The organism is Cryobacterium arcticum, assembly GCF_003185895.1.
Lineage (GTDB): Bacteria > Actinomycetota > Actinomycetes > Actinomycetales > Microbacteriaceae > Cryobacterium > Cryobacterium arcticum.
Window position 1 is genome coordinate 95047 of sequence record NZ_QHLY01000007.1, and the last position, 24433, is coordinate 119479.

Genomic DNA, 24433 nt, shown 5'->3' on the forward strand with positions numbered 1-24433 from the left:
ACCTTCCGTCAATCGATGGTGGGGGAGGGCTTAAGAGCGTTTGAAGTACCCCAGACATATAGGAGTAGATCATGGTAGATCCGGCACGCGCTAGGAAGATGGCGGACCGCATCAAGGTCATCGTGGCCAAGCGGCTCGAACGCGGCATCCGCGACCCGCGACTCGGCTTCGTCACCATCACCGACGTCAAGGTCACCGGCGACCTGCAGCACGCCTCGGTGTTCTACACGGTCTACGGCTCGGAAGACGAGCGTAAGGACAGCGCCGCGGCGCTGAAAGCCGCTACCGGCATGTTCCGCAGCGAGGTGGGCAAGAACATCACGGCCCGCCTGACGCCGTCGATCGAGTTCATCGCCGACGGAATCCCGGAGAACGCCGCGCTCATCGACGACCTGCTGCGCGAAGCGCGCGAACGCGACACCCAGGTGGACGAAATGGCCCGCACCGCCGTTTACGCCGGCGACGAGGACCCGTACGTGAAGCCCCGCGAATGGGCCGAAGACGACGACGAGGATGACGACGACACCGACGAAGACGAGGTGGAGGTGGCCCCCGCACCCACCGGACGCCACGCCGCCGCCACCGAGCCCGACGCGTAACGACTCATCCGGCCCACCCGGGCTGGCGCACCACCTCGACACCTCCGGCCCCCTCACGGGTGCCGGAGGTTTCGTGTCAGTGAAACATTCCGGAACACACTGGAGAAATTCGAGAAATCCCCGGTGAAGACGCCCAAACAACTCTAGGATCGACGCAATCGTCCCATCCAGAAGGAGTTGTCATGGTTGAACCGAAGCAATCCGCCGCACCTGCCGGAGACGTTCCACTCTCCCTGCCGTACTACGGCGCCCCGATCGCCGTCGCGGTCAAGCGCTTCTTCAGCAAGTACGCCACCTTCACCGGTCGGGCCAGCCTCAGCGAATACTGGTGGTGGGCGCTGGTGAACTATGTCGTGCTCTTCGTGCTCGGCATCCTGGCGCTCGTTGCCGGCGGCGCCCCGACGGTCTCGGCCGACGGCACCGTCGCACCGCCGTCGGGCGGAGCCATCGTGGTGGTGCTGATCATCAGCGTGTACGGGCTGGCCGTGCTCGTGCCGGGGCTCGCGCTCACGGCCCGTCGGCTGCACGACGGCAACTTCTCGGCCCTGTTCATCCTGATCGCCCTGGTGCCGTTCATCGGCGGACTGATCCTGTTCGTGCTGACCCTGATGCCGTCCAAGCCGGAGGGCGCCCGGTTCGACTCGGCAAACCCGCAGTACAGCTACTAGCCACTCGCCGTCCAGACGCGAAAGACCCCGTGACGATGGTCACGGGGTCTTTCGCGTGGTGGGTGATTCGCCGAGTCAGGCCTCGGTGGCCGCGATCGTCCAGCCGGCGGTGTGCATCGTCCCCGGAGCGAGGAGCACCAGGTCCTCCCCGGTGGAGAAGGCATCCGGCGGGCAGGTCATCGGCTCGACGGCCAAGCCGATGCGGCTCTGCTCAGGCGCAGGCCGGTCTGCGGTGTGCACCTGCAACCAGGGCAGGTCGGCGCCGAAGCGCATGCGCACCCCGGTACCGGCCGGGCTGGTGAGGATGACAGTGGCCGACCCATCCGCCGCCGTCGCGATGGCGGTGAAGGCGTGGTCGATGAAGGTGTCGCCGATCACGCGAGCAGAACGGAAATCGAACTCCGGCGTGGTCTCCACCGGTACGACGGCGACGGGGCTGAGCCGGTCGGGCGTGACGGTGAGGTAGCTGGCGGCGGGGAACTCGAGCGTCCAGTCGTCCACGGTGCCGGGGCCGGCGACGAGATACGGGTGCGGGCCGGTGCCGTACGGCGCTGTGGCGGCACCGAGGTTCTCGGCGGTCACGGTGGTGGTGAGGCCGTCATCAGCGAGGCTGTAGGTGGCCAGCAGGTTGAGCCGGTGCGGGTAGCCGTCGCTGGGCACGATGGTGGTGCGCAAAGTCACGGAATCGACCGTGCGGGCCTCGAGCGACCAGTCGGCCCAGCAGACCAGGCCGTGCAGGGCGTGCGAGCGGCTGGGTTCGGTCAACGGCAGCTGGTAGTCGATGCCGTCGAAGGTGTAGCTGCCGTCGACGACCCGGTTCGGCCAGGGCGCGAGCACAGCGCCGCGGTAACCGGGGCGCACCTCGTTCGCTTCGAACGGAACCACCAGGTGGCGGCCCTGCCAGGTGAGGAGGCGCAGGCTCGCGCCGACGCTGGCGATCGTGGCGGAGTAGCCGCCGTGGTCGATCGTGTACTGCGATCCGGACAGCGGCAGCGGCGCCGCATCCGGGTCGGGGAAGGAGCCGGTGTCGGCAGCGGTGCCGTGCAGGGCGGCGTCAGTCATGGGGCAAGACTCGTTTCAAGTAGTCGTTCTCGAAGCGGCCGGCCGGGTCGACCCGCCGCACGTGGGCCGCGAAGTCATCGAGGCGGGGGTAGGCCCGGCGCAACCGGGCCGGGGACATCGTGGAGACCTTGCCCCAGTGCGGCCGCGGTGCGAACGACTCCAGGGTGTGCTCGACCAGCGGCAGAACGGTGAGGATTTCGGCGGGCAGCGGCTTCCAGGTGAAATGGATGGCCAGCGAGTCACGGGCGTAGCTCGGGCTGAGCCAGGCGGTGTCTGCGGCCACACTGCGCAGCTCGGAGATGTGCAGGAGGGGAGCGATCCGGTCGCCGATGGCCCGCAGCGCATCGATTGCAGCGACGGCGTGCTCGGCCGGGATGAGGTACTCGGACTGGATCTCCTCACCGTGGCTGGGCTGGAACTCACTGCGGAAGTGGGCGAGGCGTTCGTTCCACGGTCCGGGTTCGCGCAGCTGCCCGGTCACACTGTTGGCGGCGACGCCGGGCAACGGATGCAACGCGACCTTCGCTTCGGTGGCGCCGAGAGCGGCCAGGTCGAGCTCCGGTCCGTCGCGGTCGAGGCGACGCTTCGACCAGACCTGATGGGTGTTCTCGCCCTGGAAAGTGGTGAACACGCTGACGCTGTACCCACTGGACATGATGGCGGACCAGTTGGCGAGCGCGTTCCTCCAGCTCAGACCCTCGTGAACGTACTGCGAGATCTGGAAATGCGGTTCCACCCGCAGGGTGACCGCGGTGACGATGCCGACGGCACCGAGGCCGACCACCGAGGCGGCGAAGTCGGGGTCGTGCTCCCGCACGATCTCGACCTCACCGGAACCGCGCACGATCTCCAGCGCCAGGACCGACGAGGCCAGCGACCCGTTGCGCACCCCGGAGCCGTGCGTGCCGGTCTGGATCGCGCCGCCCACCGAGATGTGCGGCAGCGATGCCAGGTTGGGCAGGGCCAGGTCTCGGGCGGCGAGGAACGCGCCGACCTGGGCGTAGGTGCTGCCGGCGCCGACGCGCACGCTGACCGCGACACCGTCGTCGCCGAACTGCAGCGACGGTTCGATCGCCAGCTCGTCGAGGGCGACGAGGGTGCCGACGCTGTCGGCGATGGTGGAGAAGGAGTGCCGCGAGCCCAGGGCCTTGACCTGACCTCCGGACGCACCGGCGTCGACCACGATCGCAGAAACCTCTGCGGTGCTGGCGGGATGCCTGATGTCTTGGGTTGAATACTCGACGTTGCCGGCCCAGTTCTTCATGGAGTCCGTTTCTGTAGGGGGAAGCGCAGGGGGTTCACCCCTGGGAAAGAGCGTACAGGCCGGGCTCGACGGGCACCGCGAGGCCGTCGGCGACAAGCCCGGCCAGTGCGCGGTCGCGTTGCACGGCATCCGCCCACAGGCCCTCGATCTCTGCGGCAGTGACCGGATGGTGCGTGGCTCGCAACTCGGCCATGATCAGTCCGCGCACCTGCCGGTCGCTGCCCTCGAACTTCTTCTGCACGGCCTTCTTCGGCCCGGCGTACTCCGGATACCCGGCCGCACGCCAGGCGCAGGCCTCCCGCACCGGGCAGACGTCGCAGCGGGGACTGCGGCTGGTGCACACGATCGCACCGAGCTCCATGATGGCGGCATTAAAAACGGCTGCCGCAACTGGTTCGTCGGGGAGCAGGGCCGCCATGGCATCGAGGTCACGGCGGCTGGGCGGACCGGGCTCGCCCTGCCCGGTCACCGCCCTGGCGATCACCCGACGGGTGTTGGTGTCGACAACCGGATGACGGTGGCCGTATGCGAACGCGGCAACGGCCCGCGCGGTGTAGTCGCCGATGCCGGTGAGGGCCAGCAGCTCGTCGACGTCCTCCGGCACAATGCCGCCGTGCCGTTCGGTGATCTGCACCGCGGCGGCGTGCAACCAGAGCGCCCGGCGCGGATAACCCAGGCTCGCCCAGGCCCGCACGGCCTCACCCGGCGGTACCGCAGCCAGGTCGGCGGGGGTCGGCCAGCGTTCCAGCCACTCGGTCAGGCGCGGGATGACCCGGGTCACCGGGGTCTGCTGCAGCATGAACTCGCTGACCAGAGTGCCCCAGGCGCTGAAACCCTCTCGACGCCAGGGCAGGTCGCGGGCGTTCTGTTCGAACCAGGCGCTGATCGCCGGGGGAATGGCTGTGGCGTTCATCGGTTCTAACCTAGGCTCGATTCATGAAGCTTGTTTCCACCCCGCGCGTCGAGTACCTGCGTACCCTCGCGGCCGAGATCCTCAATCTCAACGGCAGAGGCCGGGTGATCATCGCCGTGGACGGCGCGGACGCGGCCACCCGGACCGCTTTCGCCGATGAGTTGGCGGCGGTCTTCGACGAGGCGGACAAGACGGCGGTGCGGGCGTCGCTCAAGTTCTTCCAGCGTTCCCGCGAGCAGCAGGCCGCATTCGGCGCCGAAACTCCCGAACGGTTCTACCGGCACGGCTACGACTACTCGGCGCTCCGCCGGGTGCTGCTCGAACCGTTCCGGCTCGGCGGCAGCACGGCGTTTGTCACCCAGGCCTTCGACCCCGACCGGAACACCTGGATCGAACCGGCCTGGACAACGGCTCCGGCCGACGCGTTCCTGGTGATCGACGGCGAGTTCGCGCTGCGCACCGAGCTGCGCGACGGCTGGAACTACCGCATCCTGCTGGAGAGCGAAGTGACCAGCGAAGCCGACTACCTCTACCAGCGCGAGAACCGGCCCCGCCAGGTGGCATCGGCCGTGATCGACGTGAGCGATGCGAAAGCGCCGCAGCGGGTGTTCAGCGACTCCTGCTGAACCGCGCCAGCACATCCGCCGGCGTCAGGAACGTGCCGCGTTCCTCCACCTCGTGCACCAATGCCGTGATCAACGCGTTCACCGGGGCCGTCGTGCCGGAGGCGGCGGCCTCGCGCACGACCGCGCCGTTGAGGTAATCCACCTCGGTGCGCTGCCCGCGGGTGACGCTCTGCAGGGTGGAGCCGAGGTTGGGCACCGAGCCCATGCGGGCCCGCATCATCAGCGGCAGCAGCTGGCCGGCCACGGCGGGCAGGGTGGAGAAGGCGCGCAACCGACGGTCGCCGAGCGCCTGCATCGCCCCGAACCGGATGCCGCGGCGCATGCCGACCCGCACGGCCTCCCGCATGCTCAAGGTCATCACCCGCCGCAGGCCGGGGTTCGCGACCACGTCCTGCACGCTCAGCCCGGTGATGGCCGGCAGCGCGTTGAGCATGTTCACCACGAGTTTGGTCCACTGGGCGCCGACGAAGTTGTCGATGGCCTGCGTTGGCACGGCCTCGGCCAGCACCTGCTGCCACCGGTGGGTCGCCGCATCGACGGGGCCGCTGCCCCGGCCGAGGTAGGTGGGCGCCGCCGTGGTGACGGTGACCAGGCCGGGCTGGGTGTAGTTGGCGGCGATGATCGACAGGGCACCGAAGCCGTCGGAGCGGGGCAGGAGCCGCCGGGCCGTGTCGACGCCGTCGAGACCGTTCTGCACCACGATCACCGCCGCCCCGTCGAGCATGGCGGCGTTGTCACTGATCGCCGATTCGGCGTCCTGCGCCTTGGTGCACACCAGGGCCAGCTCTGGCGCCTCCACCAGTCGCTCCAGGGCGTGCGGATGCGCTGTGGCCGGCCCGAAGCCGCCCTCGAGCCGGATGCCGTGCTCCCGGATCGCGGTGAGGCCGGCGCCCCTGGCCGTGACGGTGACGTCGTGCCCGGCCACGCTGAGGAGGGTGGCGAAGGTTCCGCCCAGGGCGCCGGCACCGATCACAGCAATTCGCATGCCCTCAGCCTAGGAGAGCGCCCGCCGACCTGAGGGCAGCGCCAGCGCGATCACGGCGGCGACGGCGAGCACGCCGGCACCCACCATGACGGCCGGCACCGCCGCATCCACGTACCCGGTGGGCGTGAGCTGGCCGCCGTTGCCGGTGAACACCGCGGTGAGCACAGCAACACCGAGGGCGACACCGATCTCGCGGAAGGTGGAGTTGGTGCCGGAGGCTTTGGCGTGGTCGTGCGGCACCATATTGGCCAGAACGGCCGTGGAGCTGGGCGCGAAGACCAGGCCCATGCCGAGCCCGGCCAGGATGAACGCACCGACGAGTTCGCCGTACTCGACGTCGGCCGACATGGTGAGGCTGAGCCAGAACATCGCGACCGCCAGCAGCGACAGGCCAACGACGATCGGCAGCCTGGTGCCGGTGCGCGGGCTGAGCATACCGGTGATCGGCGCCACGATCATCGGTGCGAGCGTCCACGGCATGGTCATCACACCGGCCTCGAGCGGGCTGTGTCCCTGCACGATCTGCAGGAACTGGATGAGGATGAAGATCGACCCGAAGATGCCGAAGCTGAAGGTGATGCCCACCAGGTTGGCCACGGTGAAACTGCGGTCCCGGAACAACCGCAACGGCAGCAGCGGGGCGGATGCCCGGCCCTCCCACCACACGAAGGCCAGCAGCAGGATGCCGCCACCGATCAGTGCCGTGAGCACCTCAGCGCTCGACCAGCCCGCCTCGTTGCCACGCACGATGCCGTAGACGACGCCGAACACCCCGACTCCGGCCAGCAGCAGACCCAGCACGTCGGCGCGGAGCTTCGCCCCGAAGCTGTTGGGCAAGGCCACCAGCACGAGCGGGATCGACAGCAGGCCCAGCGGCACGTTCAGCCAGAAGATCGCCTGCCAGTTCCAGCCCTCGACCACGGCACCGCCGATGAGCGGGCCGAGCGCCACGCCCAGGCCGGCGATGCCGCCCCAGATGCCGATCGCGGCCGGCCGGAACCTGTCGGCCACCGAGCCGACAAGCAGGGTGAGCGAGAGCGGCATCAGGGCGGCGGCGCCGAAGCCCTGCAGCGCTCGCGCGGTGATGAGCATCCACGGTTCGAGGCTCACGGCGCAGAACGCGGAGGCCGCGGTGAAGACCACGATGCCGGCGAGGAACACCGAGCGGCGGCCGAACCTGTCGCCGATCGCGACGGCCATCAGCATGAAGGTGGCGAAGCTCAGCGAGTAGGCGTTCACCACCCACTGCAGTTCTTCGATGTTGGCCGAGAGGTCGGTGTTGATCACCGGAAGGGCGCTGGTGACGACGAGGTTGTCGAGCGTCGCCATGAACATGGGCAGGGATGCGGCTACCACGGCGAGCCAGACCGGAACTCGGCGGCGCATTCCTGCGGCCGGTTCGGCCACCGCGGGCGCGAGAGTGGGGGAGGAGGTCATGAGCGGGAACCCTTCGCAGGCGAGGATGGGAAGTTGTTGTAATCGAATGATTACAAGATCCGAGACTAGTTATCGGCTGATAACCTGTCAACTGTGAATTCGACATCCGCACCGGAGCCCGCGCAGCCCACCGAGCGCATCCCCGCCGCCGAGCGCAGGGAACAGATCCTCGCCGCGGCTAGCCGGGTCTTCGGGGAGCGCGGCTACTCCGGCGCCACGACAGACCAGGTGGCGAGGGTCGCTGGGATCAGCCAGCCCTACGTAGTGCGCATGTTCGGCACCAAGGAGAACCTGTTCCTCGAGGTGCTCGCCCGGGCCCTCGACCGCCTGGTGACGAGCTTCCGGCAGATCATCCAGGAACCCCGCGAGGCCGGCCCGGCCGCGACGGAACTGCTCGCCTCCAGGCTCGGCGCCGCCTACGTGGACCTGATCGAGGACCGAGGCATCCTGCTCTCACTCATGCAGGCCTTCATCAGCGGGCACAACCCGGTGATCGGCGCCAAGGCCAGAGCCGGCTTCCTCGAGATCTACCGGATGCTGCGCGACGAGGCCGGCTTCCCGCCGGACACCATCCGCGAGTTCCTGGCCGACGGCATGCTGTTCAACACCCTGCTGGCCATCCGCCTGCCCGACATCTTCCACGAAGACCCGGCCGCCGCGGAACTGATGCGTTGCACATTCCGTGGCAAGCTCGACGTTGTGCTCGACGCCACCGCCGCCGAATCCACGGATGCAGACGCCGCACCCGCGCCTCCCGCAGCCGGACACGTCGACGCAGCAAAGGACGACAAATGAACGCGCAACGCCGCAAGCCCGGCAACACCACCAGCGGCCTGGTCCTGATCGACAAACCGCAGGGTTGGACCAGCCATGACGCCGTCGCGCGCACCCGGCGCCTGGCCGACACCCGCAAGGTCGGCCACGCGGGCACCCTCGACCCGATGGCGACGGGCCTCTTGATCCTGGGCGTCAACAGCTCCACGCGCCTCCTCACCTACGTCGTCGGACTCGACAAGGAATACCTGGCCACCATCCGCCTGGGCGCCGCAACGAACACGGACGACGCCGAGGGTGAGGAGCTCAGCCGCGCCCCCGCCGAGATCGTCGCCGCGCTCGCCGCGGAGGCCATCACGGCGGGAATCACTGCGCTCACCGGCGACATCAGCCAGCGGCCGAGCGCGGTCAGCGCCATCAAGGTCGACGGCAAACGCGCGTACGCCCGCGTGCGCGCGGGCGAAGAGGTAGAGCTGCCCGCTCGCCCGGTGACCGTGAGCGAGTTCGCTCTGCTCTCGACGACGCCCGTCGACGGTTTCCTCGACCTCGAGGTACGCGTGGTGTGTTCGTCCGGCACCTATATCCGGGCGCTGGCCCGTGACCTCGGCTCCGGCCTCGGTGTCGGCGGCCACCTCACCAGCCTCCGCCGCACCCGCATCGGCCCGTTCGGCATCGACGCCGCAGACCCGCTCGACCAGCTCGACGTCACGCGCGCCATGATCGGCCCGGCGGATGCGGCCAGCCGGCTCTTCGACCGCCTCGACCTCGACGCGCAGCAGGCGATCGACCTCAGCCAGGGCAAGCGCATCGACGTCCCGGCCGGCGCCGAAGACGGCGGACCCGTCGCCGCGGTCGACCCGAACGGCCGGCTGGTCGGCCTGGTGGAGTACCGCGGCGGCCGGGCCAAGTCGATCGTGAATTTCCCGCCGGACGAACCTGTGCAGGCCCGGCCCGTTCCCTCGACCGACGGCGCCGCAGACCCGGCCACCGCTGAGGACGCCTCGTGATCGAGTGGTACACCTACCTGCAGCTGGCGATCGCCGTGGCGGCCGGGCTGCTCTGCCTCGCGCTCGGGCTGGCCGGTCGCAAGCCCACGGACCTGAGCATGGGCGCGACGTTGCTCGTCGAGGTGCTGCTGATCGTGCAGCTCGTGGTCGCGATCGTTGCCCCGTTCGCCGGCAACGAGGCCACCGGCAGCGTGCTGGAGTTCTACACCTACCTGATCAGCGCCATCCTCCTGCCACTCGGCGGGGGAGTGTGGGCGCTGATCGAACGCAGCCGCTGGAGCACCGTGATCCTCGGACTGATCAACCTGTCGGTGGCGGTCATGCTCTACCGCATGCTGCAGATCTGGACGGTCCAGGGCGTCTGAGCCGGAGCTGGCGCCCGTCACCGTGATGTCCGAAGATGCTGCGATAATTACTGAGCCATGAATGAGCTGCAGACGAACCCCGGAGACAACGCCACCGGCACGACGAGACCCGGTCGGGTGACCGGAATCGGCCGTGTGCTGATCCTGGTCTACGGCGTTCTCGCCCTGGCCGCCACCGGTCGGTCGTTTGTGCAGATCGTAGGCAAGTACGACCAGGCTCCGCTGGCATACACCCTCTCCGCCCTCGCCGCCGTGGTCTACATCGTCGCGACGATCGCCCTGATCAACCGGGGTGCGCTCTGGTACCGCATCGCCTGGATCACGATCGGTTTCGAGCTGCTCGGCGTGCTCGTCATCGGCACCCTGAGCCTGGTCGACCCCGAACTGTTCCCGCACGACACCGTCTGGTCGGTCTACGGTCGCGGCTACGTCTTCATTCCGCTGGTGCTGCCCATCCTCGGCATGTGGTGGCTGGCCAAGCATGCGCCAGAGCAGCGGGTTCTCGGCGGCGCGGCAGCATGACCGCCCAGACCACCCCGATGAAGGTTCTCGACGGGCTTGACGCCGTTCCGGCCGACTGGCCGGCCTCGGCCGTGAGCATCGGCAAGTTCGACGGCGTGCATGCCGGACACCGTGCCGTGATCGCCGAGTTGAAGTCCCTGGCGCGCCGCGAGGGCCTGGCCGCCGTCGTGGTGACCTTCGACCGGCATCCGCTCGCCCTGCTCAACCCGGCCGTGTGCCCCGCCGAGCTGGTCAGCGTGCAGCAGAAGATCGACCTGCTCGGCGAGACCGGTATCGATGCCACCGTCGTGCTCTCCTTCGACCGGGCCCTGGCGTCGCTGGCGCCCGAGGATTTCGTGCGCGACATCCTGGTGAACACGCTGCATGCCAGGCACGTCATGGTCGGCCGTGACTTCCGGTTCGGCGCCAAGGGTGCCGGCGATGCCGATCTGCTCACCGAGCTCGGCCGCAGCTACGGCTTCGACGTGCGCCTGATCGACGACGTGATGCCGCTCGGCGAACGCCGGGTGTCCTCCACCTGGATTCGCGAACTGCTCTCCGCCGGCGACGTGCGGGCGGCCACGCGGCTGCTCGGCCACACTCCCACCGTGCGCGGTCTGGTCGTGCACGGCGCCGCCCGCGGCCGCGAGCTCGGTTTTCCCACCGCCAACCTGTCGCCGGAGTCCGAGGGCCTGATCCCCGCCGACGGCGTTTATGCCGGCTGGCTCACCGACAACGGGTCCAGCTACCCCGCCGCCATCTCGATCGGCAACAACCCCACCTTCGACGGCGTCGCCCACAAGCAGGTCGAGGCATATGTGCTCGACCAGGAGATCGACCTCTACGACCACGTCGTCGAGGTGTCTTTCGTCGAACACATCCGCGGCATGGTCGCGTTCACCGGTATCGACCCGCTGATCAAGCAGATCGAGGACGACGTCGTGAGAACCCGCTCGATCCTGCACCGCCCGCTGGGCTGAGCCGGGCCGGTCGGGCTACTCGCCCGGCGGAGTGTCCGGGCGGAACGATTCGGCCGGCGTGTCGACGGGCAACGGTCGACGGCCGAACAGGAACAGCACGATGTCCTCGGCCGTACCGGGCAGCTTCCGGCCGTGGCCGACGCTCCACTCGGCATCCGCGGCCACCAGCCGCACCGTACGCAGCACGGCTTTGATCTCGGTGGGCGCAATCAGACTGCGCCGCAGCGCGACGGCGCCGGCCGCGACCGGGTGGATGCTGAGGCGCAGGCCGAGCGGATGCGCCAGGTCCAGGCCGTGCACCACGGCTTCGGAGAGCTCGGCGATGCCGGTGCGACCGTGGCCGGCGGCCTCCGCTCGTGCGATCTCACGCAGGCGGGCCACCAGCTGTGCGGGCGGGGCATCCGCCGCGGCGCGGCTCACGGCGTCGATGGCCCTCGCCGGTCGTAAGTGGTGACCGACGTAAGCCCGGCCGGCGCTGGTGAGAAGCTGCGGGGTGCTGCTGCCGAGCCGCCAGACCAGATGGCCGGCGACGTCGCGCACCCGCCAGCCGGCGCACAGGCTCTGCGTCTCCCACTGCTCCGGCGTGAGGGTGGCCAGCAGGTCGGCGACAGTGCTGACCGTTGCTGCGAGGTGACCTGACCAGCGCGAATTCACGCCGGCCTCGTTACCGACGCTCCGCAGGCTGAGCGGGAGGTCGTGCGCGAAGTTTCCCATGCCGTCCAGCCTAGACTTGCACGGTGTCGATCAGCCCGCCCCGCCCCCTCTGGACCGGGCGTACCCTCGCTCTGGTCGGCATCCTGCTGGTCGCCGCCAACCTGCGCACCGCTGTGGCGGCCCTCTCGCCCATCGTCGGCGAGATCAACGTCGACATCCCGCTGAGCTCGACCGCCATCGGCGTGCTCGGCATGCTCCCGCCGGTCTGCTTCGCGGTGTTCGGCATCTTCACCCCGGTCTTCACCCGGAAGCTCGGCCTGGAGAACGTGCTGGTGCTCGCGCTGGTGGCCATGCTCGCCGGGCACATCACCCGCGGGCTCGCCGGGTCGCTGGGCCTGCTGGTGCTCGGCAGCATCATCACCTTCGCCGGCCTCGGCGTGGGCAATGTGCTGCTGCCGCCGCTGGTGAAGAAGTACTTCCCCGACCGCGTGGGCCTGGTCACCTCTCTCTACGTCACCGTGGTCTCGCTGAGCACCCTGATCCCGCCGCTGATCGCCGTTCCGGTGGCGGATGCAGCCGGCTGGCGGGTGTCACTCGGCCTGTGGATGCTGCCCGCGCTGATCGCACTCGTGCCCTGGGTGACCATGTTCATCCGGCACCGGGTGGAGACCTCCCCGGCCGCCCTGGACGAAGCCGAACCGGCCATGCTCGGCAAGATCTGGCGGTCCAGCATCGCCTGGGCGCTGGCCGTGGTGTTCGCCGCCTCGTCGCTCAACGCCTACGCCATGTTCGCCTGGCTGCCGCAGCTGCTGATCGACACGGCCGGGGTGACCCCGGCACAGGCCGGCACCCTGCTATCGGTCTATGCCGCGATGGGCATCCCATGCGCACTGCTGATTCCGTGGTTGACCGCCCGGATGAAGAACGTGGCTCTTCTGGTCTACCTGGGCGTCGCCTGCTTCCTGATCGGCGACCTCGGCCTGCTGCTCGCCCCGGCTACCCTCACCTGGCTGTGGGTCGTGCTGGCCGGTCTCGGCCCGCTGTTCTTCCCGCTGGCCCTGGTGCTGATCAACCTCCGCACTCGCACGCACGAGGGATCGGTGGCGCTGAGCGGATTCGTGCAGAGCGTCGGCTACACCCTCGGCGCCCTCGGCCCGCTCAGCGTGGGCCTGCTGCACGAGATCACCGGCGCCTGGACGGCCCCGCTGATCTTCCTGATCTGCACCGTTCTGGCCGTGACCGTGGCCGGCGCCGTGATCGCCCGGCCGCACCTGCTCGAGGACGACCTGGAACGCCACCGCTGAGCCTGCTCACCTGAGCGAGTTTCGCAACGAGTGTTGTACCGTCGGGCGGACTCCGCTTACGCTGGGGCCACGCAGGAAGGCGCCAACGCATGACCGACAACGACGAACTCCTCTCCATCCGGGCGGCCGAGCTGTACTACGAAGACGACAAGACCCAGGACGAGATCGGCACGATCCTGCGGCTGACCCGGTGGAAGGTGGGCCGGTTGATCGCCCAGGCCAAGGCCAACGGGTTCATCCGGATCGAGATCGTGCATCCCCGGGCGCGCCGGCTCGGCCTCGAGCGGCAGCTGCGCGAGAACACCCGACTGTCCGACGCCGTGGTGGTCTCCACTGCGGGCGTCGTCGACGAGCACGACCTGCAGCGCCGCATCGCGCAGGCTGCCGCCGACTACCTCACCGCTCTCCGGCCGGTGCCGCGCACCCTCGGCATCAGTTGGGGACGCACCCTCTACGACATCTCGGTGCAGCTGGGGCACGGCTGGGCCACCGGCGTGCACGTCGTGCAGATCAACGGCGGGGTCAGCCTGAATTCCCAGCCGGGCACCGCCGCGGCCACGGCCGTGAGCATCGCCCAGAAGGGAGCAGGGCAGTTCACCCTGCTGCCGAGCCCCGCCATCCTAGAACGGGTACAGACGAAACAGGCCCTCGCCGCCGACCGCTCGGTCGCCGCGGTGCTGCAGCTGGGGGCGACGGCGTCGGCCTACCTGTTCAGTGCCGGTCAGGCCGACGAGGGCTCGGCGCACGTGGCCAGCGGCTACCTCACGCCAGCCCAGATCGACGACCTGGTGCAGAACGGCGCCGTGGGCGACATCGTCGGACGGTTCATCAGCCGCACCGGGCAGATCGTCGACCCGGCGCTCGACGAACGCACCTTCGGCATCCCCCTCGAGCAGCTACGCCGCGCCAAGACCGCGATCGCCGTGATCGGCGGTCAGCGCAAGCACGCCATCGCCCAAGCGGTGGTGGGCAGCGGGCTCTGCACGGTCTTGATCACCGACGAAGACACAGCGCGCGCGCTCCTGGCCCGCGAGCCGTGACCTAAGCCCCAAGAATTTCGATTTCTGGGTGCTTATCTCACGGCTCGCGAACCGGTCAGGACTCGTGGGGGCGGTCGGGGTTGTCGTCTCGGAGGAGATCTTCCAGGGCCTGGTCGACCTCGTCCAGAACCTGGGGCTCACCCTTGGCGGAGCTGGTGAGGCGCGCCACGAGGGCCTGCGGGTCGTCGAGGTCCTCTGACGTGGGCAGAATGTCGGGGTGCGCCCACAGGGCGTCCCTGGCTTCGTTGCCCACAGCATCCGTCACGGCCTGCCACATCGCGGCAGCCTCACGCAGACGCCGGGGGCGGAGCTCCAGCCCGACCAGGGTGGCGAACGCCGACTCGGCGGGGCCGCCAGAGGCGCGGCGGCGCTTGACGGTCTCGTTGATCGCGTCGGCACGGGGGAGCCTGCTGGTGGCCTCCACGGTGACCACGTCGACCCAGCCCTCGACCAGGGCGAGCATGGTCTCCAGTCTGGCCAGGGCGGCCAGTTGGGCGTCGCTCTTGGGCGGGATCAGCGAGCCGTTCACCATGGCGTCCCGCAGTTCCTCCGGGTTCGACGGGTCGAAGCCCTCGGCCAGGGACTCGAGGCGTTCGGTATCGATGCTGATGCCACGGGCGAAGTCGGTGATCGAGCTGATCATGTGCAGGCGCAGCCACCGGGAGTGCCGGAACAGGCGTGCGTGCGCGAGCTCGCGCACAGCGAGGTAGATCTGCACCTGGTCGGCAGGCACGTCCAGGCCCTCGCCGAACTCGGCGACATTCTGGGGCACCAGGGCGGCCTGCTGGTCGCCGAACAACGGGATGCCGATGTCGCCGCCGGAGACGACCTCGCTGGAGAGCTGCCCCACCACCTGGCCGAGCTGCATGGCGAACAGGGTGCCGCCGAGGTTGCGCATCATCTGGCTGGCGCCGGCGAGCATGCCCTTGAGCTCCTCCGGCGCCTGCTCGGTGAGCACACTGGTGAGCGAGTCCGAGATGCTCGTGGCCACCGGCTCTGCCAGCTGGCTCCACAGCGGCATGGTCGCCGTGACCCATTCCTTGCGGGTCATCAGGCGGGGCACCACGGTGAGTTCGGCGACACTGATCACGTCGTCGAGCCAGAGCGCCGCGATGTGGAAAGCCTGCTCGAGTTCGGCGCGCTGGGCGTCGGTGGTGCTGAGCTGACCGGTCGCGGCGCGCTCCTGGCCCTGCTGCAGGGCGATGTCCCAGTTGATGCCGCCGTCGCCGCTGCCCTTGAGGGCACCCTGCAACTGGCTCATCAGCGCGGCGACGCTCGCGGGGTCGTTGGGCAGACCTGCGGCGCCGGCGAGTTGGCCGGGGTCGATCGACGACTTGCCCGAGAGGATGTCTCGGAGCATGTCCCTGAATTCGTCTTCTGGGTTGGAACCCTCGTCGGGTCTGGAGTCATCGGCCACTTCAGGCACCTCTCAGTTGCTTCCCTCTACGCTAGCCCGAGAACCCCTGCCAGAACTGGGAAATGACCTACGCTGGTAGGTCTGGTGTCCGCCCGTCGCGAACACCTCGCAGAACCTCAGTTCACGCTTATAAGGAGCCTGGTGGCCCTCTTCACCAACGACACGTATCCCGGCTCCGACCGACCCCGCCGCGGGTCCCGCGCGGGCTGGATCGTGCTCGGCATCGCCCTGGTCACCGGCCTGACGCTGGCGGTCGTGCCAGCCCCCTACGTCGTGGAGAAGCCGGGCCCGGTGTACAACACCCTCGGATCGGCCGACTACGAGGGGGAGAAGACCGACCTCATCACGATCGCCGACCGCGAGGTGTACCCCACCGAGGGTTCGCTCGACCTGCTCACGGTGTCTGTGCTCGGCAACCCGGACAACCGGCTGAACTGGTTGACCGTCGCCGCCGCCTGGCTCGATTCGAGCCAGGCCGTGGTGCCGCTCGAGTCGGTCTTCCCGGCCGACGTCACCACCGAACAGCGGGACGAAGCCAACCAGGTCGCCATGGTCAACTCGCAGCAGGACGCCATCGCCGCCGCCATGACCAGCCTCGGTTACGACTATCCGACCGATCTCACGGTGGCGTCGCTCGCCGATGATGCCCCGGCCGTGGACCTGATCGAGGCCGGTGACGTGATCACCTCGGTCAACGGCGAAGCCGTCGCCGATATCACCGCCCTCCGCGCCGCCCTCACCGCCAACGGTGCCGAGAAGGCCGCGACCGTCGGCCTCACCCGCGACGGCGCCGAGATGAGCGTCGACGTCACCCCCGTCGACATCGACGGCAACATCGTGCTCGGCATCAATGTCACCTCTGAATACAACTTCCCGTTCGACGTCGACATCCAGCTCGACAAGGTCGGCGGCCCCAGTGCCGGCATGATGTTCGCCCTTGGCATCATCGACAAGCTCACCCCCGGGTTCCTGCAGGGCGGCGAGGATGTGGCCGGCACCGGCACCATCGACCAGTCCGGCACCGTCGGGGCCATCGGCGGTATCCGGCAGAAGCTCTTCGGGGCCAAGGAAGCAGGCGCAGACTGGTTCCTGGCACCGGCCGCGAACTGCGACGAGGTCACCGGTCACATCCCCGACGGCCTCACGGTGTTCGCGGTGAGCACCCTCGATGATTCGCTGGCGGCGCTCGACGCGATCAGCACCGGCGCCGACACGAGTGCCCTGCCGACCTGCCCCGCGCCCTGATATCAAGGCTCCTTAGGGGTGAGCCCTCAGCGAACTCCGGGTTTGCCGTGAGTCGGGCTGCATAGAATGAGGGTCTGACCCCCGATCTATCAGAGCAAGAGGCCAATTCGTGACCACATCATCCGCCGGAAGCGCTCCACGTCGGAGCCGTGCCCCGCTCGCCATCACGGCAGCGATCATCGCGGGGCTGGTGATTTTGTTCTTCATCTTCGCCGGGCTGTACGCGGATGTGCTCTGGTTCGACCAGCTCGGCTTCCTCAGCGTGCTGACCACGCAGTGGATCGCCAGCGGCGTCCTGTTCGTCATTGGCTTCCTCGGCATGGCCGTGCCGGTGTGGGCGAGCATCCAGCTCGCCTACCGCCTACGCCCCGTCTACGCGAAGCTGAACTCGCAGATCGACCGCTACCAGCAGGTGATCGAGCCGCTGCGTCGCCTCGCGATGTACGGCATCCCGGCGCTGCTGGGCCTGTTCGCCGGTGTCGCCGCTGCCACGCACTGGCAGACCATCCTGATGTGGCTCAACCGCACGAATGCGGGCACCACAGACCCGCAGTTCGGCTTCGACGTGTCGTTCTACCTCTTCGACCTGCCGTTCTACCAGTCGCTGCTCGCCTTCAGCTCCGCTGTCGTACTGATCGCCGCCCTGGTCGCCCTGGCCACCTCCTACCTTTACGGCGCCATCCGCATCACCGGCCGTGAGGTCTACGTGGCCAAGGCCGCCCGCGTGCAGATCGCCGTCACCGCCGCCCTGTACCTGCTGCTGCAGGGCGTGAGCATCTGGCTCGACCAGTACTCCACCCTCACCCAGGCCAACGACCTGATCACCGGCGCCGGCTACACCGACGTCAGCGCCACCATCCCCGGCCGGGCGATCCTGGCCGGCATCGCCGTGTTCGTTGCGATCCTGTTCATCGTCACCGCCTTCATCGGCCGCTGGCGTCTGCCCGTGATCGGCACCGCGTTGCTGATCGTGAGCAGCCTGCTGATCGGTTCGCTCTACCCGTGGGTGGTGCAGCGCTTCCAGGTCGACCCGAGCGCGAAGACCCTCGAAGCGCCGTACATCCAGCGCAACATCGACCTCACCCGGGACGCCTACGGCGTCGCCGACGTCGAGGAGATCCCCTACACCGCGACCACCACCGCAGAGTCCGGCGCACTGCGCGCCGACGCCGAGACCACGGCCAACATCCGTATTCTCGACCCGGCCCTTGTGAGCGACGCGTTCGCGCAGCTCGAGCAGTTCAAGCAGTACTACCAGTTCCCCTCCAACCTCGACGTCGACCGCTACACGATCGACGGCAAGTCGCAGGACACCGTGGTGTCCGTGCGTGACCTCAACCTCTCCGGGCTGAGCAGCGAGACCTGGGTCAACTCCTCCGTGGTCTACACGCACGGTTATGGTGTGGTCGCCGCCTACGGCAACCAGCGCTCCACCGACGGCCAGCCCGTGTTCCTCGAGTCCGGTATCCCCACCTCCGGAGCCCTGGGCGAGTTCGAGCCGCGGGTGTACTTCGGCGAGACCTCCCCGACGTACTCGATCGTCGGCGCCCCCGAGGGCAGCGACCCCGTCGAGCTCGACTACCCGTCGGGTGAAGACGGCGCCCAGCAGACCTACACCACCTTCAGCGGTGACGGTGGGCCCAGCCTGAGCGGTCCGTTCAACAAGCTGATCTACGCCCTCAAGTTCCAGTCGGAGCAGATCTTCCTGGCCAACGCTGTCAGCGACGATTCCCAGATCCTGTACGACCGTGACCCGATCACCCGCGTGCAGAAGGTCGCGCCGTACCTGACGCTCGACTCCGACCCGTACCCGACCGTCGTCGACGGGCGGATCAAGTGGGTCATCGACGCGTACACGACCTCGGCCAGCTACCCGTACTCCACCGCCGTCAGCCTGAGCGACGCCATCGCAGACACCGAGACGCCGGAGCAGCCGTTCGCGCTGGACAACATCAACTACATGCGCAACTCGGTCAAGGCCACGGTGGATGCCTATGACGGCTCCGTCACTCTGTACGCCTGGGATGAAGAAGACCCGCTGCTGAAGACCTGGCAGAAGATCTTCCCGTCGACGGTCGAGCCGATGAGCGAGATGTCCGGCGACCTGATGAGCCACGTGCGCTACCCGGCCGACATGTTCAAGGTGCAGCGCGCCGTACTCGGCAAGTACCACGTGACCGACCCCGGTTCGTTCTACTCCGAAGACGACGCCTGGACCACCCCGAACGACCCGGTGTCGCCGTCGACCAACACGACCCTGCAGCCGCCGTACTACCTGACCATGCAGATGCCCGGCCAGGATTCCCCGTCGTACTCGCTGTACTCCACGTTCATCCCGAACGCGTCCGGTGAGACCAGCCGTAACGTGCTGACCGGTTACCTGGCGGCCGATGCGGATGCGGGCTCGACCGACGGTGAACGCAGCGACGGTTATGGCAAGCTCAGGCTGCTGACCCTGCCGAACGACATCACGGTGCCCGGCCCCGGCCAGGTGCAGGCCAAGTTCAACGGTGATCCCACAATCTCCGCCGAGCTCAACCTGCTCAAGCAGGGTCAGTCCACGGTGCTCAACGGCAACCTGCTCACCCTGCCCGTCGGTGGCGGCCTGCTCTACGTGCAGCCCGTGTACGTGCAGTCCACCGGTGAGACCAGCTACCCGCTGCTGCAGAAGGTCCTGGTGGCCTTCGGTGACCAGATCGCCTTCGAAGACACCCTGGACACCGCGCTGAACGTGCTGTTCCAGGGCGACTCCGGAGCGAACGCCGGCGACACCGATGTGCCCGCCGTCGAGACACCGGAGACCCCCACGGACGGCGGCGAGCCCACGGTTCCGTCGACCGAGACCGGGGACCCGGCAACGGATGCGCAGCTGAAGACGCTCCTGGCCACCGCCAAGGAAGCCATCGCCGAGAAGCAGGCCGCACTGGCCGCGAACGACCTGGCCGCCTTCGGAGTCGCTGACAAGAAGCTCTCCGAGACCGTGTCGAGCATGCTCTCCCTGATCGGCGAGTAGCGCTCAGGCATCCGCCGACAACGCGGGTGGTGCACCGGTAAGCCGGGTTGCACCATCCGCGTTTCTCGTTCGGGGCGCGACGCGCCCGGGGGAGCGGCCGATTCGAAGGGCTTGTAGAACTGTGGTAACTTAGTTCTTGTAGCGCGGGGTGGAGCAGTTCGGTAGCTCGCTGGGCTCATAACCCAGAGGTCGTAGGTTCAAATCCTGCCCCCGCAACAGAAAAGAAAAGCCCCTCCAGTCGGAGGGGCTTTTCTTGTTTCATGGGCCGCGTGGCGCGCACCCGCAGAAGCGGGAGAACGGAACCGGGGGGATCCGATGACACCAGGATCATTTACGAGGAAAAGCCGGGTGCGGCCGGTGTCGTGGAATCGGGAGGAGAGGTTCAGGCCGGTCTCGTCCCCGGTGGGTCCGCTGGCCGGTGGGGTCGTGCTGCTGGTCTGCTCGATCTATCTCACCGGACAGGTGATCATCAACTGGGACGCCTACACGGCCGCGATGCCCGGCAAGCAGGGCCTGCCCTACCTGTTGTGGCTCGCAACCATCGCCGCGTTAGCCCTGGGCCTGTGCACCATCGGGCCGCGGCGACGTTACCTCGCCGCGACCACACCAGCCCAGCGCGCGGTGTTCGAAGCGGAGCTGCGGGTCGAGATGCGTCTCCGCCGCGCCGGGCTCCCGCCCGCACCGCCAATCCCGGACGCCGAAACGCCCAGCGCCTCGGACGCCCCGACCACGCCCGCGAGCTAGTCGGGTGCTGGCGTAACTGCCACCAGTGCGGACTTCTGCGCCCGGTGCGCCGGGCGCAGAAGTCCGGTTCGGCAACAGTTACCCGACTCCGCGGGGCTATCGTTCTTCGCCATCCTCATGGTCGGCATCCGGGTCGCCGCCGGTCTGCCCGGCTAATTCAGCTCTATCGTCGGCGGAGGACTTCCGGTCGCTCTTCGCGTGAGACCGGTCTATCGCAGCTGCTCGTCGTTCACCGTGTCCGCGGTACGTCTCGGTGGTATCCAGGAACGCCTCGAGATCCGCGGCTTCCGCGCGCTTGTCGGATTGAGCGTCACGGAGATCGGCCTCATCGTCTCGCCGGTCCGCATCCGCCAGGAGTTTATGCACCTTTTGGTCCTGTCCTGACCGATTGCCTGCTTCCGCCTTTTCCCGGTTCTCCGGGATGAGGTCCGAGCCGGCCTCAGCGGCGTCGTCGCTCATGTCGGAGGAGTTCGTTGAGGTGCCCACAGTCACCATCTAACACCCCTTGTGGGCTGAAAGCCCGTAGCGGGCGGAGTTCCGGCCACGCCATCGAGCTAACCGCACAGCTGGTCAGCTGTTTCCCGAGCGGACAAATGCGCCCGGTGCGCCGGCCGCACTAGTCCGATTGGGGAACAGTTCGGCCGGGCGGACTCTCGGGGCGAACGGCGGGTTGTCGAGCTTCTCATGGCATCATCCCAAAGAAACGTCATCGGAACGTCGGGAGCAGTGCCGGCAATGCCGACCCTGCTGCCGCTGGCCATCCTCGGGGTCCTACTCGCCGACGGTTTCACGATCACGACCGAGGGCCCACGGTGGTTCTGGGTCGATTCGCCGGGGTTGGGCGTCCTTCTGGCAGTCGCTGGCGTCCTGCTCGGCGTGCTGCACTTCTGGCGTCGGGCCCGATCACACGCCTGACCGAAGGCCGCCCACGCAAAACGGCCCCGCACCGAAGTGCGGGGCCGTTCGTGGTGGTGCAGGTCGAACGGGTACTGCCAGAACTGCTGGAGCTTACTTGCCGACCTTGCGGGCGGTCTTCTTCTCGGCGGTCGTGGCGGCAACCTCTGCACCGGTCTCGAGCGCGGCGTCAACCACGGCTGCGCGGCCAGCGCGAACCTCGGCGAACGACGTGCCGTAGTACGCGGCTTCCATGAGGGTCTTCATGTCTTCCAGCATCGGCATCCGCGGGTTGGCGGGAGCGCACTGGTCGCCGTAAGCGCCCATGGCGAGCGAGTCGAGGCGGCTGATGAAGTCTTCCTCCGGCACACCCTGAGCCTGGAAGGACGGCTTGATGCCGACCTTGTCGCGCAGCTGCTCGACGGCCTTGGCGTAGGACTCGACGCCCTCGGCGGGAGTCGAGGCCGGCAGGCCCAGGTGCTTGGCGATCTCCTGGAAGCGCTCCGGGGCGATGTAGTGCTCGTACTTGGGCCAGCTGGTCAGCTTGGTCGGTACGGTGCCGTTGTAACGGATCACGTGCGGCAGGTAGGTCGCGTTGACCCGGCCGTGGATCAGGTGCAGCTGGGCGCCGGTGACGTGGGCCATCGCGTGGACTATGCCGAGGAAGGCGTTACCGAAGGCCATGCCCGAGATGGATGCGGCGTTGTGCATCTTCTCGCGGGCCTTGATCACGGTGTCATCGGTGCTGCCGATGGTGCCCTTGACGCTGGTCTCGATGTTCTCGAAGATCAGCTTGATCGCGTGCAGGCAGAGGCCGTCGGTGAAGTCGTTCGCGTAGACGGAGACATACGCCTCAGTGGCGTGGGTCAGGGCGTCGAAGCCCGAGTCGGCGGCGAGGAAGGAGGGCATCATGGCTGTGAGCACGGGGTCGATGATCGCGACGGACGGGATCAGCGCGTAGTCGGCCAGCGGGTACTTGACGCCGGTGACGTCGTCGGTGATGACGGCGAAGGGGGTCATCTCGCTGCCGGTGCCCGAGGTGGTCGGAATACAAACCAGCTTGGCCAGTTCGCCCAGGTCGGGGAACTTGAACGCGCGCTTGCGCACGTCGAAGAACTTTTCCTTCATGTCGGCGAATTCGATTTCGGGGTGTTCGTACAGGAGCCACATGACCTTCGCGGCGTCCATGGGCGAACCGCCACCGAGGGCGATGATGGTGTCCGGCTTGAAGGCGCGCATTTCCTCTGCGCCCTTCTCGACTGCGGCGACGGTGGGCTCGGGGAGCACGTTGTCGATGATCTGCAGGGCGACGCGGCCCTCGCGACGGTTGAGCACGTCGAGGATCTTGTCGACGAAGCCCAGGCGGGTCATGGTCGAGTCGGTCACGATGGTGACGCGGCTGACGTCGCGCATGTCAGCCAGGTAACGCACGGCGTTCGGCTCGAAGTAGGTCTTCGCGGGGATCTTGAACCACTGCAAGTTGTTGTTCCTCCGGCCGATGCGCTTGACGTTGATCAGGTTGATCGCCGACACGTTGTTCGAGACGGAGTTGTGTCCGTACGAACCACAGCCGAGCGTGAGCGACGGGATGAACGCGTTGTAGATGTCACCGATGCCACCGAGCGAGCTGGGGGCGTTGGTGATGATGCGGACAGCCTTGACGCGCTTGCCGAATTCCTCGATGATCGCGGGGTTTTCGCTGTGGATCGAGCCCGAGTGGCCCAGTCCGTCGAATTCCACCATCTGCTCGGAGAGCGAGATGCCCTCTTCGGCGTCCTTGGCGTGCAGGACGGCGAGAACCGGGGCCAGCTTTTCGCGGGTCATCGGTTCGTGCGGGCCGACTCCGGAAACCTCGACCAGAATGATCGACGTGTCTTCGGGAATGGTGAAGCCGGCCTGAGCGGCGATCCACACCGGCGACTTGCCGACGACGGTGGGGTTCAGCTTGGCGCCGGCGCAGTTCTCCGAGTTGGCCTGCACACCGAAGATGAACTCTTCGAGCATGGTCTTCTCAGCGGCGCTGGCCAGGTGGGTGTGCAGAATCTTGAACTCAGCCATGGCCTCTTTGTAGAGGGGCTCTTCGATGATGACGGCCTGCTCCGAAGCGCAGATCATGCCGTAGTCGAAGGACTTGGAGAGCACGACGTCGTTGACGGCACGCTTGAGCTTGGCGCTCTTCTCGATGAAGGCGGGCACGTTTCCGGCGCCGACACCCAGGGCGGGCTTGCCGCAGGAGTAAGCAGCGCGCACCATGGCGTTACCACCGGTGGCGAGGATGGTCGCGATACCGGGGTGGTTCATCAGCAGGGTGGATGCCTCAAGCGAGGGGGTTTCAATCCACTGAATACAGTTCTCGGGGGCGCCGGCCTTGATGGCGGCGTCGCGAACGACGCGGGCAGCGGCGACGGAGGACTGCTGGGCTCCCGGGTGGAAGCCGAAGATGATGGGGTTGCGGGTCTTCAGCGCGATGAGCGACTTGAAGATCGCGGTCGAGGTGGGGTTGGTCACCGGGGTGATGCCGCAGATGACGCCGACGGGCTCTGCGATCTCGGTGATGCCGGTGATCTCGTCGCGGCTGATGATGCCAACGGTCTTGAGGTTCTGCATGGAGTTGGTGACGTGCTCGCAAGCGAAGAGGTTCTTCACTGCCTTGTCCTCGAAGACGCCACGGCCGGTTTCGGCAACGGCGTGCACGGCCAGTTCGGCGTGCTTGGACAGTGCGGCGACGGAAGCCTTCTTGACGATGAAGTCAATCTGTTCCTGCGTGAAGTTTGCGTATTCCTTGAGCGCGACCAAGCCCGCGGAAACCATGGAGTCGATCTGCGCAGCTAGTGGAGTGGCGACTGGATGGTCTGTGATCGTCATTAGTTTTCCTCCTGGACAACCCGATCTGGGATCTTTGTCTCTGGTTCAAACATAGGACGGTCCCCGCGCGTAAACA

Annotated in this window: 23 protein-coding genes and 1 tRNA gene; 15 read left to right on the forward strand and 9 right to left on the reverse strand. The window is 67.7% G+C overall.

Going from position 1 to position 24433, the window contains the following annotated elements; translation table 11 throughout:
* The first annotated feature begins 71 nt into the window (after positions 1-71).
* Positions 72-599, forward strand: coding sequence for a 30S ribosome-binding factor RbfA (rbfA, locus tag CTB96_RS06065; protein ID WP_110126030.1), 528 nt, complete (start codon positions 72-74; stop codon positions 597-599).
* A gap of 182 nt (positions 600-781) precedes the next feature.
* Complete coding sequence (locus CTB96_RS06070; RefSeq protein WP_110126031.1) at positions 782-1267, forward strand: DUF805 domain-containing protein; 486 nt, start codon at positions 782-784, stop codon at positions 1265-1267.
* A 75-nt stretch (positions 1268-1342) separates the two neighbouring features.
* Here the strand turns inward: CTB96_RS06070 and CTB96_RS06075 are convergent, their stop codons facing one another.
* The 3 genes from CTB96_RS06075 to CTB96_RS06085 are packed head-to-tail and all read right to left on the reverse strand — an operon-like array spanning position 1343 to position 4506.
* Complete coding sequence (locus CTB96_RS06075) at positions 1343-2329, reverse strand: aldose 1-epimerase family protein (RefSeq protein ID WP_110126032.1); 987 nt, start codon at positions 2327-2329, stop codon at positions 1343-1345.
* Complete coding sequence (locus CTB96_RS06080; protein WP_110126033.1) at positions 2322-3593, reverse strand: D-arabinono-1,4-lactone oxidase; 1272 nt, start codon at positions 3591-3593, stop codon at positions 2322-2324. The genes CTB96_RS06075 and CTB96_RS06080 overlap by 8 nt, the downstream gene beginning before the upstream one ends.
* 34 nt (positions 3594-3627) lie before the next feature.
* Complete coding sequence (locus CTB96_RS06085) at positions 3628-4506, reverse strand: HhH-GPD family protein (RefSeq protein WP_110126034.1); 879 nt, start codon at positions 4504-4506, stop codon at positions 3628-3630.
* Between the two features lie 23 nt (positions 4507-4529).
* On the opposite strand from CTB96_RS06085, the gene CTB96_RS06090 reads away from it, so the two are divergent.
* Positions 4530-5132 (forward strand): nucleoside/nucleotide kinase family protein, encoded by a 603-nt coding sequence (locus CTB96_RS06090; RefSeq protein ID WP_110126035.1) that lies wholly within the window; start codon positions 4530-4532, stop codon positions 5130-5132.
* On the opposite strand, the gene CTB96_RS06095 is transcribed toward CTB96_RS06090, so the two are convergent.
* Both CTB96_RS06095 and CTB96_RS06100 read right to left on the reverse strand, forming a co-directional pair.
* On the reverse strand, positions 5116-6117 hold the full coding sequence (locus CTB96_RS06095) for a ketopantoate reductase family protein (RefSeq protein ID WP_110126036.1): 1002 nt from the start codon (positions 6115-6117) through the stop codon (positions 5116-5118). The two genes, CTB96_RS06090 and CTB96_RS06095, sit on opposite strands and share 17 nt — an antisense overlap.
* A 9-nt stretch (positions 6118-6126) precedes the next feature.
* Positions 6127-7554 carry a DHA2 family efflux MFS transporter permease subunit gene (locus tag CTB96_RS06100; protein ID WP_110126037.1) on the reverse strand — a complete coding sequence of 476 codons (1428 nt, stop codon included), beginning with the start codon at positions 7552-7554 and terminating at the stop codon, positions 6127-6129.
* 93 nt (positions 7555-7647) lie between these two features.
* On the opposite strand from CTB96_RS06100, the gene CTB96_RS06105 reads away from it, so the two are divergent.
* The 5 genes from CTB96_RS06105 to CTB96_RS06125 are packed head-to-tail and all read left to right on the forward strand — an operon-like array spanning position 7648 to position 11181.
* A complete protein-coding gene (locus tag CTB96_RS06105) occupies positions 7648-8349 on the forward strand; it encodes a TetR/AcrR family transcriptional regulator (RefSeq protein WP_110126038.1) in 702 nt (233 codons plus the stop codon).
* Positions 8346-9335 carry a tRNA pseudouridine(55) synthase TruB gene (gene truB / locus CTB96_RS06110; protein WP_110126039.1) on the forward strand — a complete coding sequence of 330 codons (990 nt, stop codon included), beginning with the start codon at positions 8346-8348 and terminating at the stop codon, positions 9333-9335. The genes CTB96_RS06105 and truB overlap by 4 nt, the downstream gene beginning before the upstream one ends.
* Entirely contained in the window at positions 9332-9700 is a 369-nt protein-coding gene (locus tag CTB96_RS06115; RefSeq protein ID WP_110126040.1) for a hypothetical protein, read from the forward strand. Before truB ends, CTB96_RS06115 begins: the two co-directional genes overlap by 4 nt.
* Positions 9701-9757: 57 nt before the next feature.
* A complete protein-coding gene (locus tag CTB96_RS06120; protein ID WP_110126041.1) occupies positions 9758-10222 on the forward strand; it encodes a hypothetical protein in 465 nt (154 codons plus the stop codon).
* Between the two features lie 17 nt (positions 10223-10239).
* Positions 10240-11181: a bifunctional riboflavin kinase/FAD synthetase gene (locus CTB96_RS06125; RefSeq protein ID WP_110126294.1), complete on the forward strand. Its 942-nt coding sequence runs from the start codon at positions 10240-10242 to the stop codon at positions 11179-11181.
* Between the two features lie 15 nt (positions 11182-11196).
* Here the strand turns inward: CTB96_RS06125 and CTB96_RS06130 are convergent, their stop codons facing one another.
* Positions 11197-11895 carry a maleylpyruvate isomerase family mycothiol-dependent enzyme gene (locus CTB96_RS06130; RefSeq protein WP_110126042.1) on the reverse strand — a complete coding sequence of 233 codons (699 nt, stop codon included), beginning with the start codon at positions 11893-11895 and terminating at the stop codon, positions 11197-11199.
* Positions 11896-11918: 23 nt separating this feature from the next.
* On the opposite strand from CTB96_RS06130, the gene CTB96_RS06135 reads away from it, so the two are divergent.
* Together CTB96_RS06135 and CTB96_RS06140 are read left to right on the forward strand one after the other, a co-directional pair.
* A complete protein-coding gene (locus CTB96_RS06135; protein WP_427846467.1) occupies positions 11919-13139 on the forward strand; it encodes a CynX/NimT family MFS transporter in 1221 nt (406 codons plus the stop codon).
* An 89-nt stretch (positions 13140-13228) separates the two neighbouring features.
* Positions 13229-14179: a sugar-binding transcriptional regulator gene (locus CTB96_RS06140; protein WP_110126043.1), complete on the forward strand. Its 951-nt coding sequence runs from the start codon at positions 13229-13231 to the stop codon at positions 14177-14179.
* Between the two features lie 55 nt (positions 14180-14234).
* Here CTB96_RS06140 and CTB96_RS06145 read toward each other — a convergent pair whose 3' ends face one another.
* On the reverse strand, positions 14235-15596 hold the full coding sequence (locus tag CTB96_RS06145; protein WP_427846472.1) for a zinc-dependent metalloprotease: 1362 nt from the start codon (positions 15594-15596) through the stop codon (positions 14235-14237).
* 141 nt (positions 15597-15737) lie between these two features.
* On the opposite strand from CTB96_RS06145, the gene CTB96_RS06150 reads away from it, so the two are divergent.
* The 4 genes from CTB96_RS06150 to CTB96_RS06165 all read left to right on the forward strand — a co-directional run bounded on the left by CTB96_RS06150 (position 15738) and on the right by CTB96_RS06165 (position 20598).
* On the forward strand, positions 15738-16841 hold the full coding sequence (locus CTB96_RS06150; protein WP_110126045.1) for a YlbL family protein: 1104 nt from the start codon (positions 15738-15740) through the stop codon (positions 16839-16841).
* 109 nt (positions 16842-16950) lie between these two features.
* Entirely contained in the window at positions 16951-19854 is a 2904-nt protein-coding gene (locus tag CTB96_RS06155; RefSeq protein WP_181397167.1) for a UPF0182 family membrane protein, read from the forward strand.
* 142 nt (positions 19855-19996) lie between these two features.
* Positions 19997-20070: transfer RNA gene (locus tag CTB96_RS06160), tRNA-Met, on the forward strand.
* A gap of 141 nt (positions 20071-20211) precedes the next feature.
* Complete coding sequence (locus CTB96_RS06165; protein ID WP_146215756.1) at positions 20212-20598, forward strand: hypothetical protein; 387 nt, start codon at positions 20212-20214, stop codon at positions 20596-20598.
* 96 nt (positions 20599-20694) lie between these two features.
* Here the strand turns inward: CTB96_RS06165 and CTB96_RS06170 are convergent, their stop codons facing one another.
* Positions 20695-21093, reverse strand: a complete 399-nt coding sequence (locus CTB96_RS06170; RefSeq protein ID WP_110126047.1) for a hypothetical protein — start codon at positions 21091-21093, stop codon at positions 20695-20697.
* A 240-nt stretch (positions 21094-21333) separates the two neighbouring features.
* Here CTB96_RS06170 and CTB96_RS06175 point away from each other — a divergent pair, with 240 nt between their 5' ends.
* Positions 21334-21513 (forward strand): hypothetical protein, encoded by a 180-nt coding sequence (locus tag CTB96_RS06175; RefSeq protein ID WP_110126048.1) that lies wholly within the window; start codon positions 21334-21336, stop codon positions 21511-21513.
* A 93-nt stretch (positions 21514-21606) separates the two neighbouring features.
* Here CTB96_RS06175 and adhE read toward each other — a convergent pair whose 3' ends face one another.
* Complete coding sequence (gene adhE / locus CTB96_RS06180) at positions 21607-24357, reverse strand: bifunctional acetaldehyde-CoA/alcohol dehydrogenase (protein ID WP_110126049.1); 2751 nt, start codon at positions 24355-24357, stop codon at positions 21607-21609.
* Positions 24358-24433 lie beyond the last annotated feature (76 nt).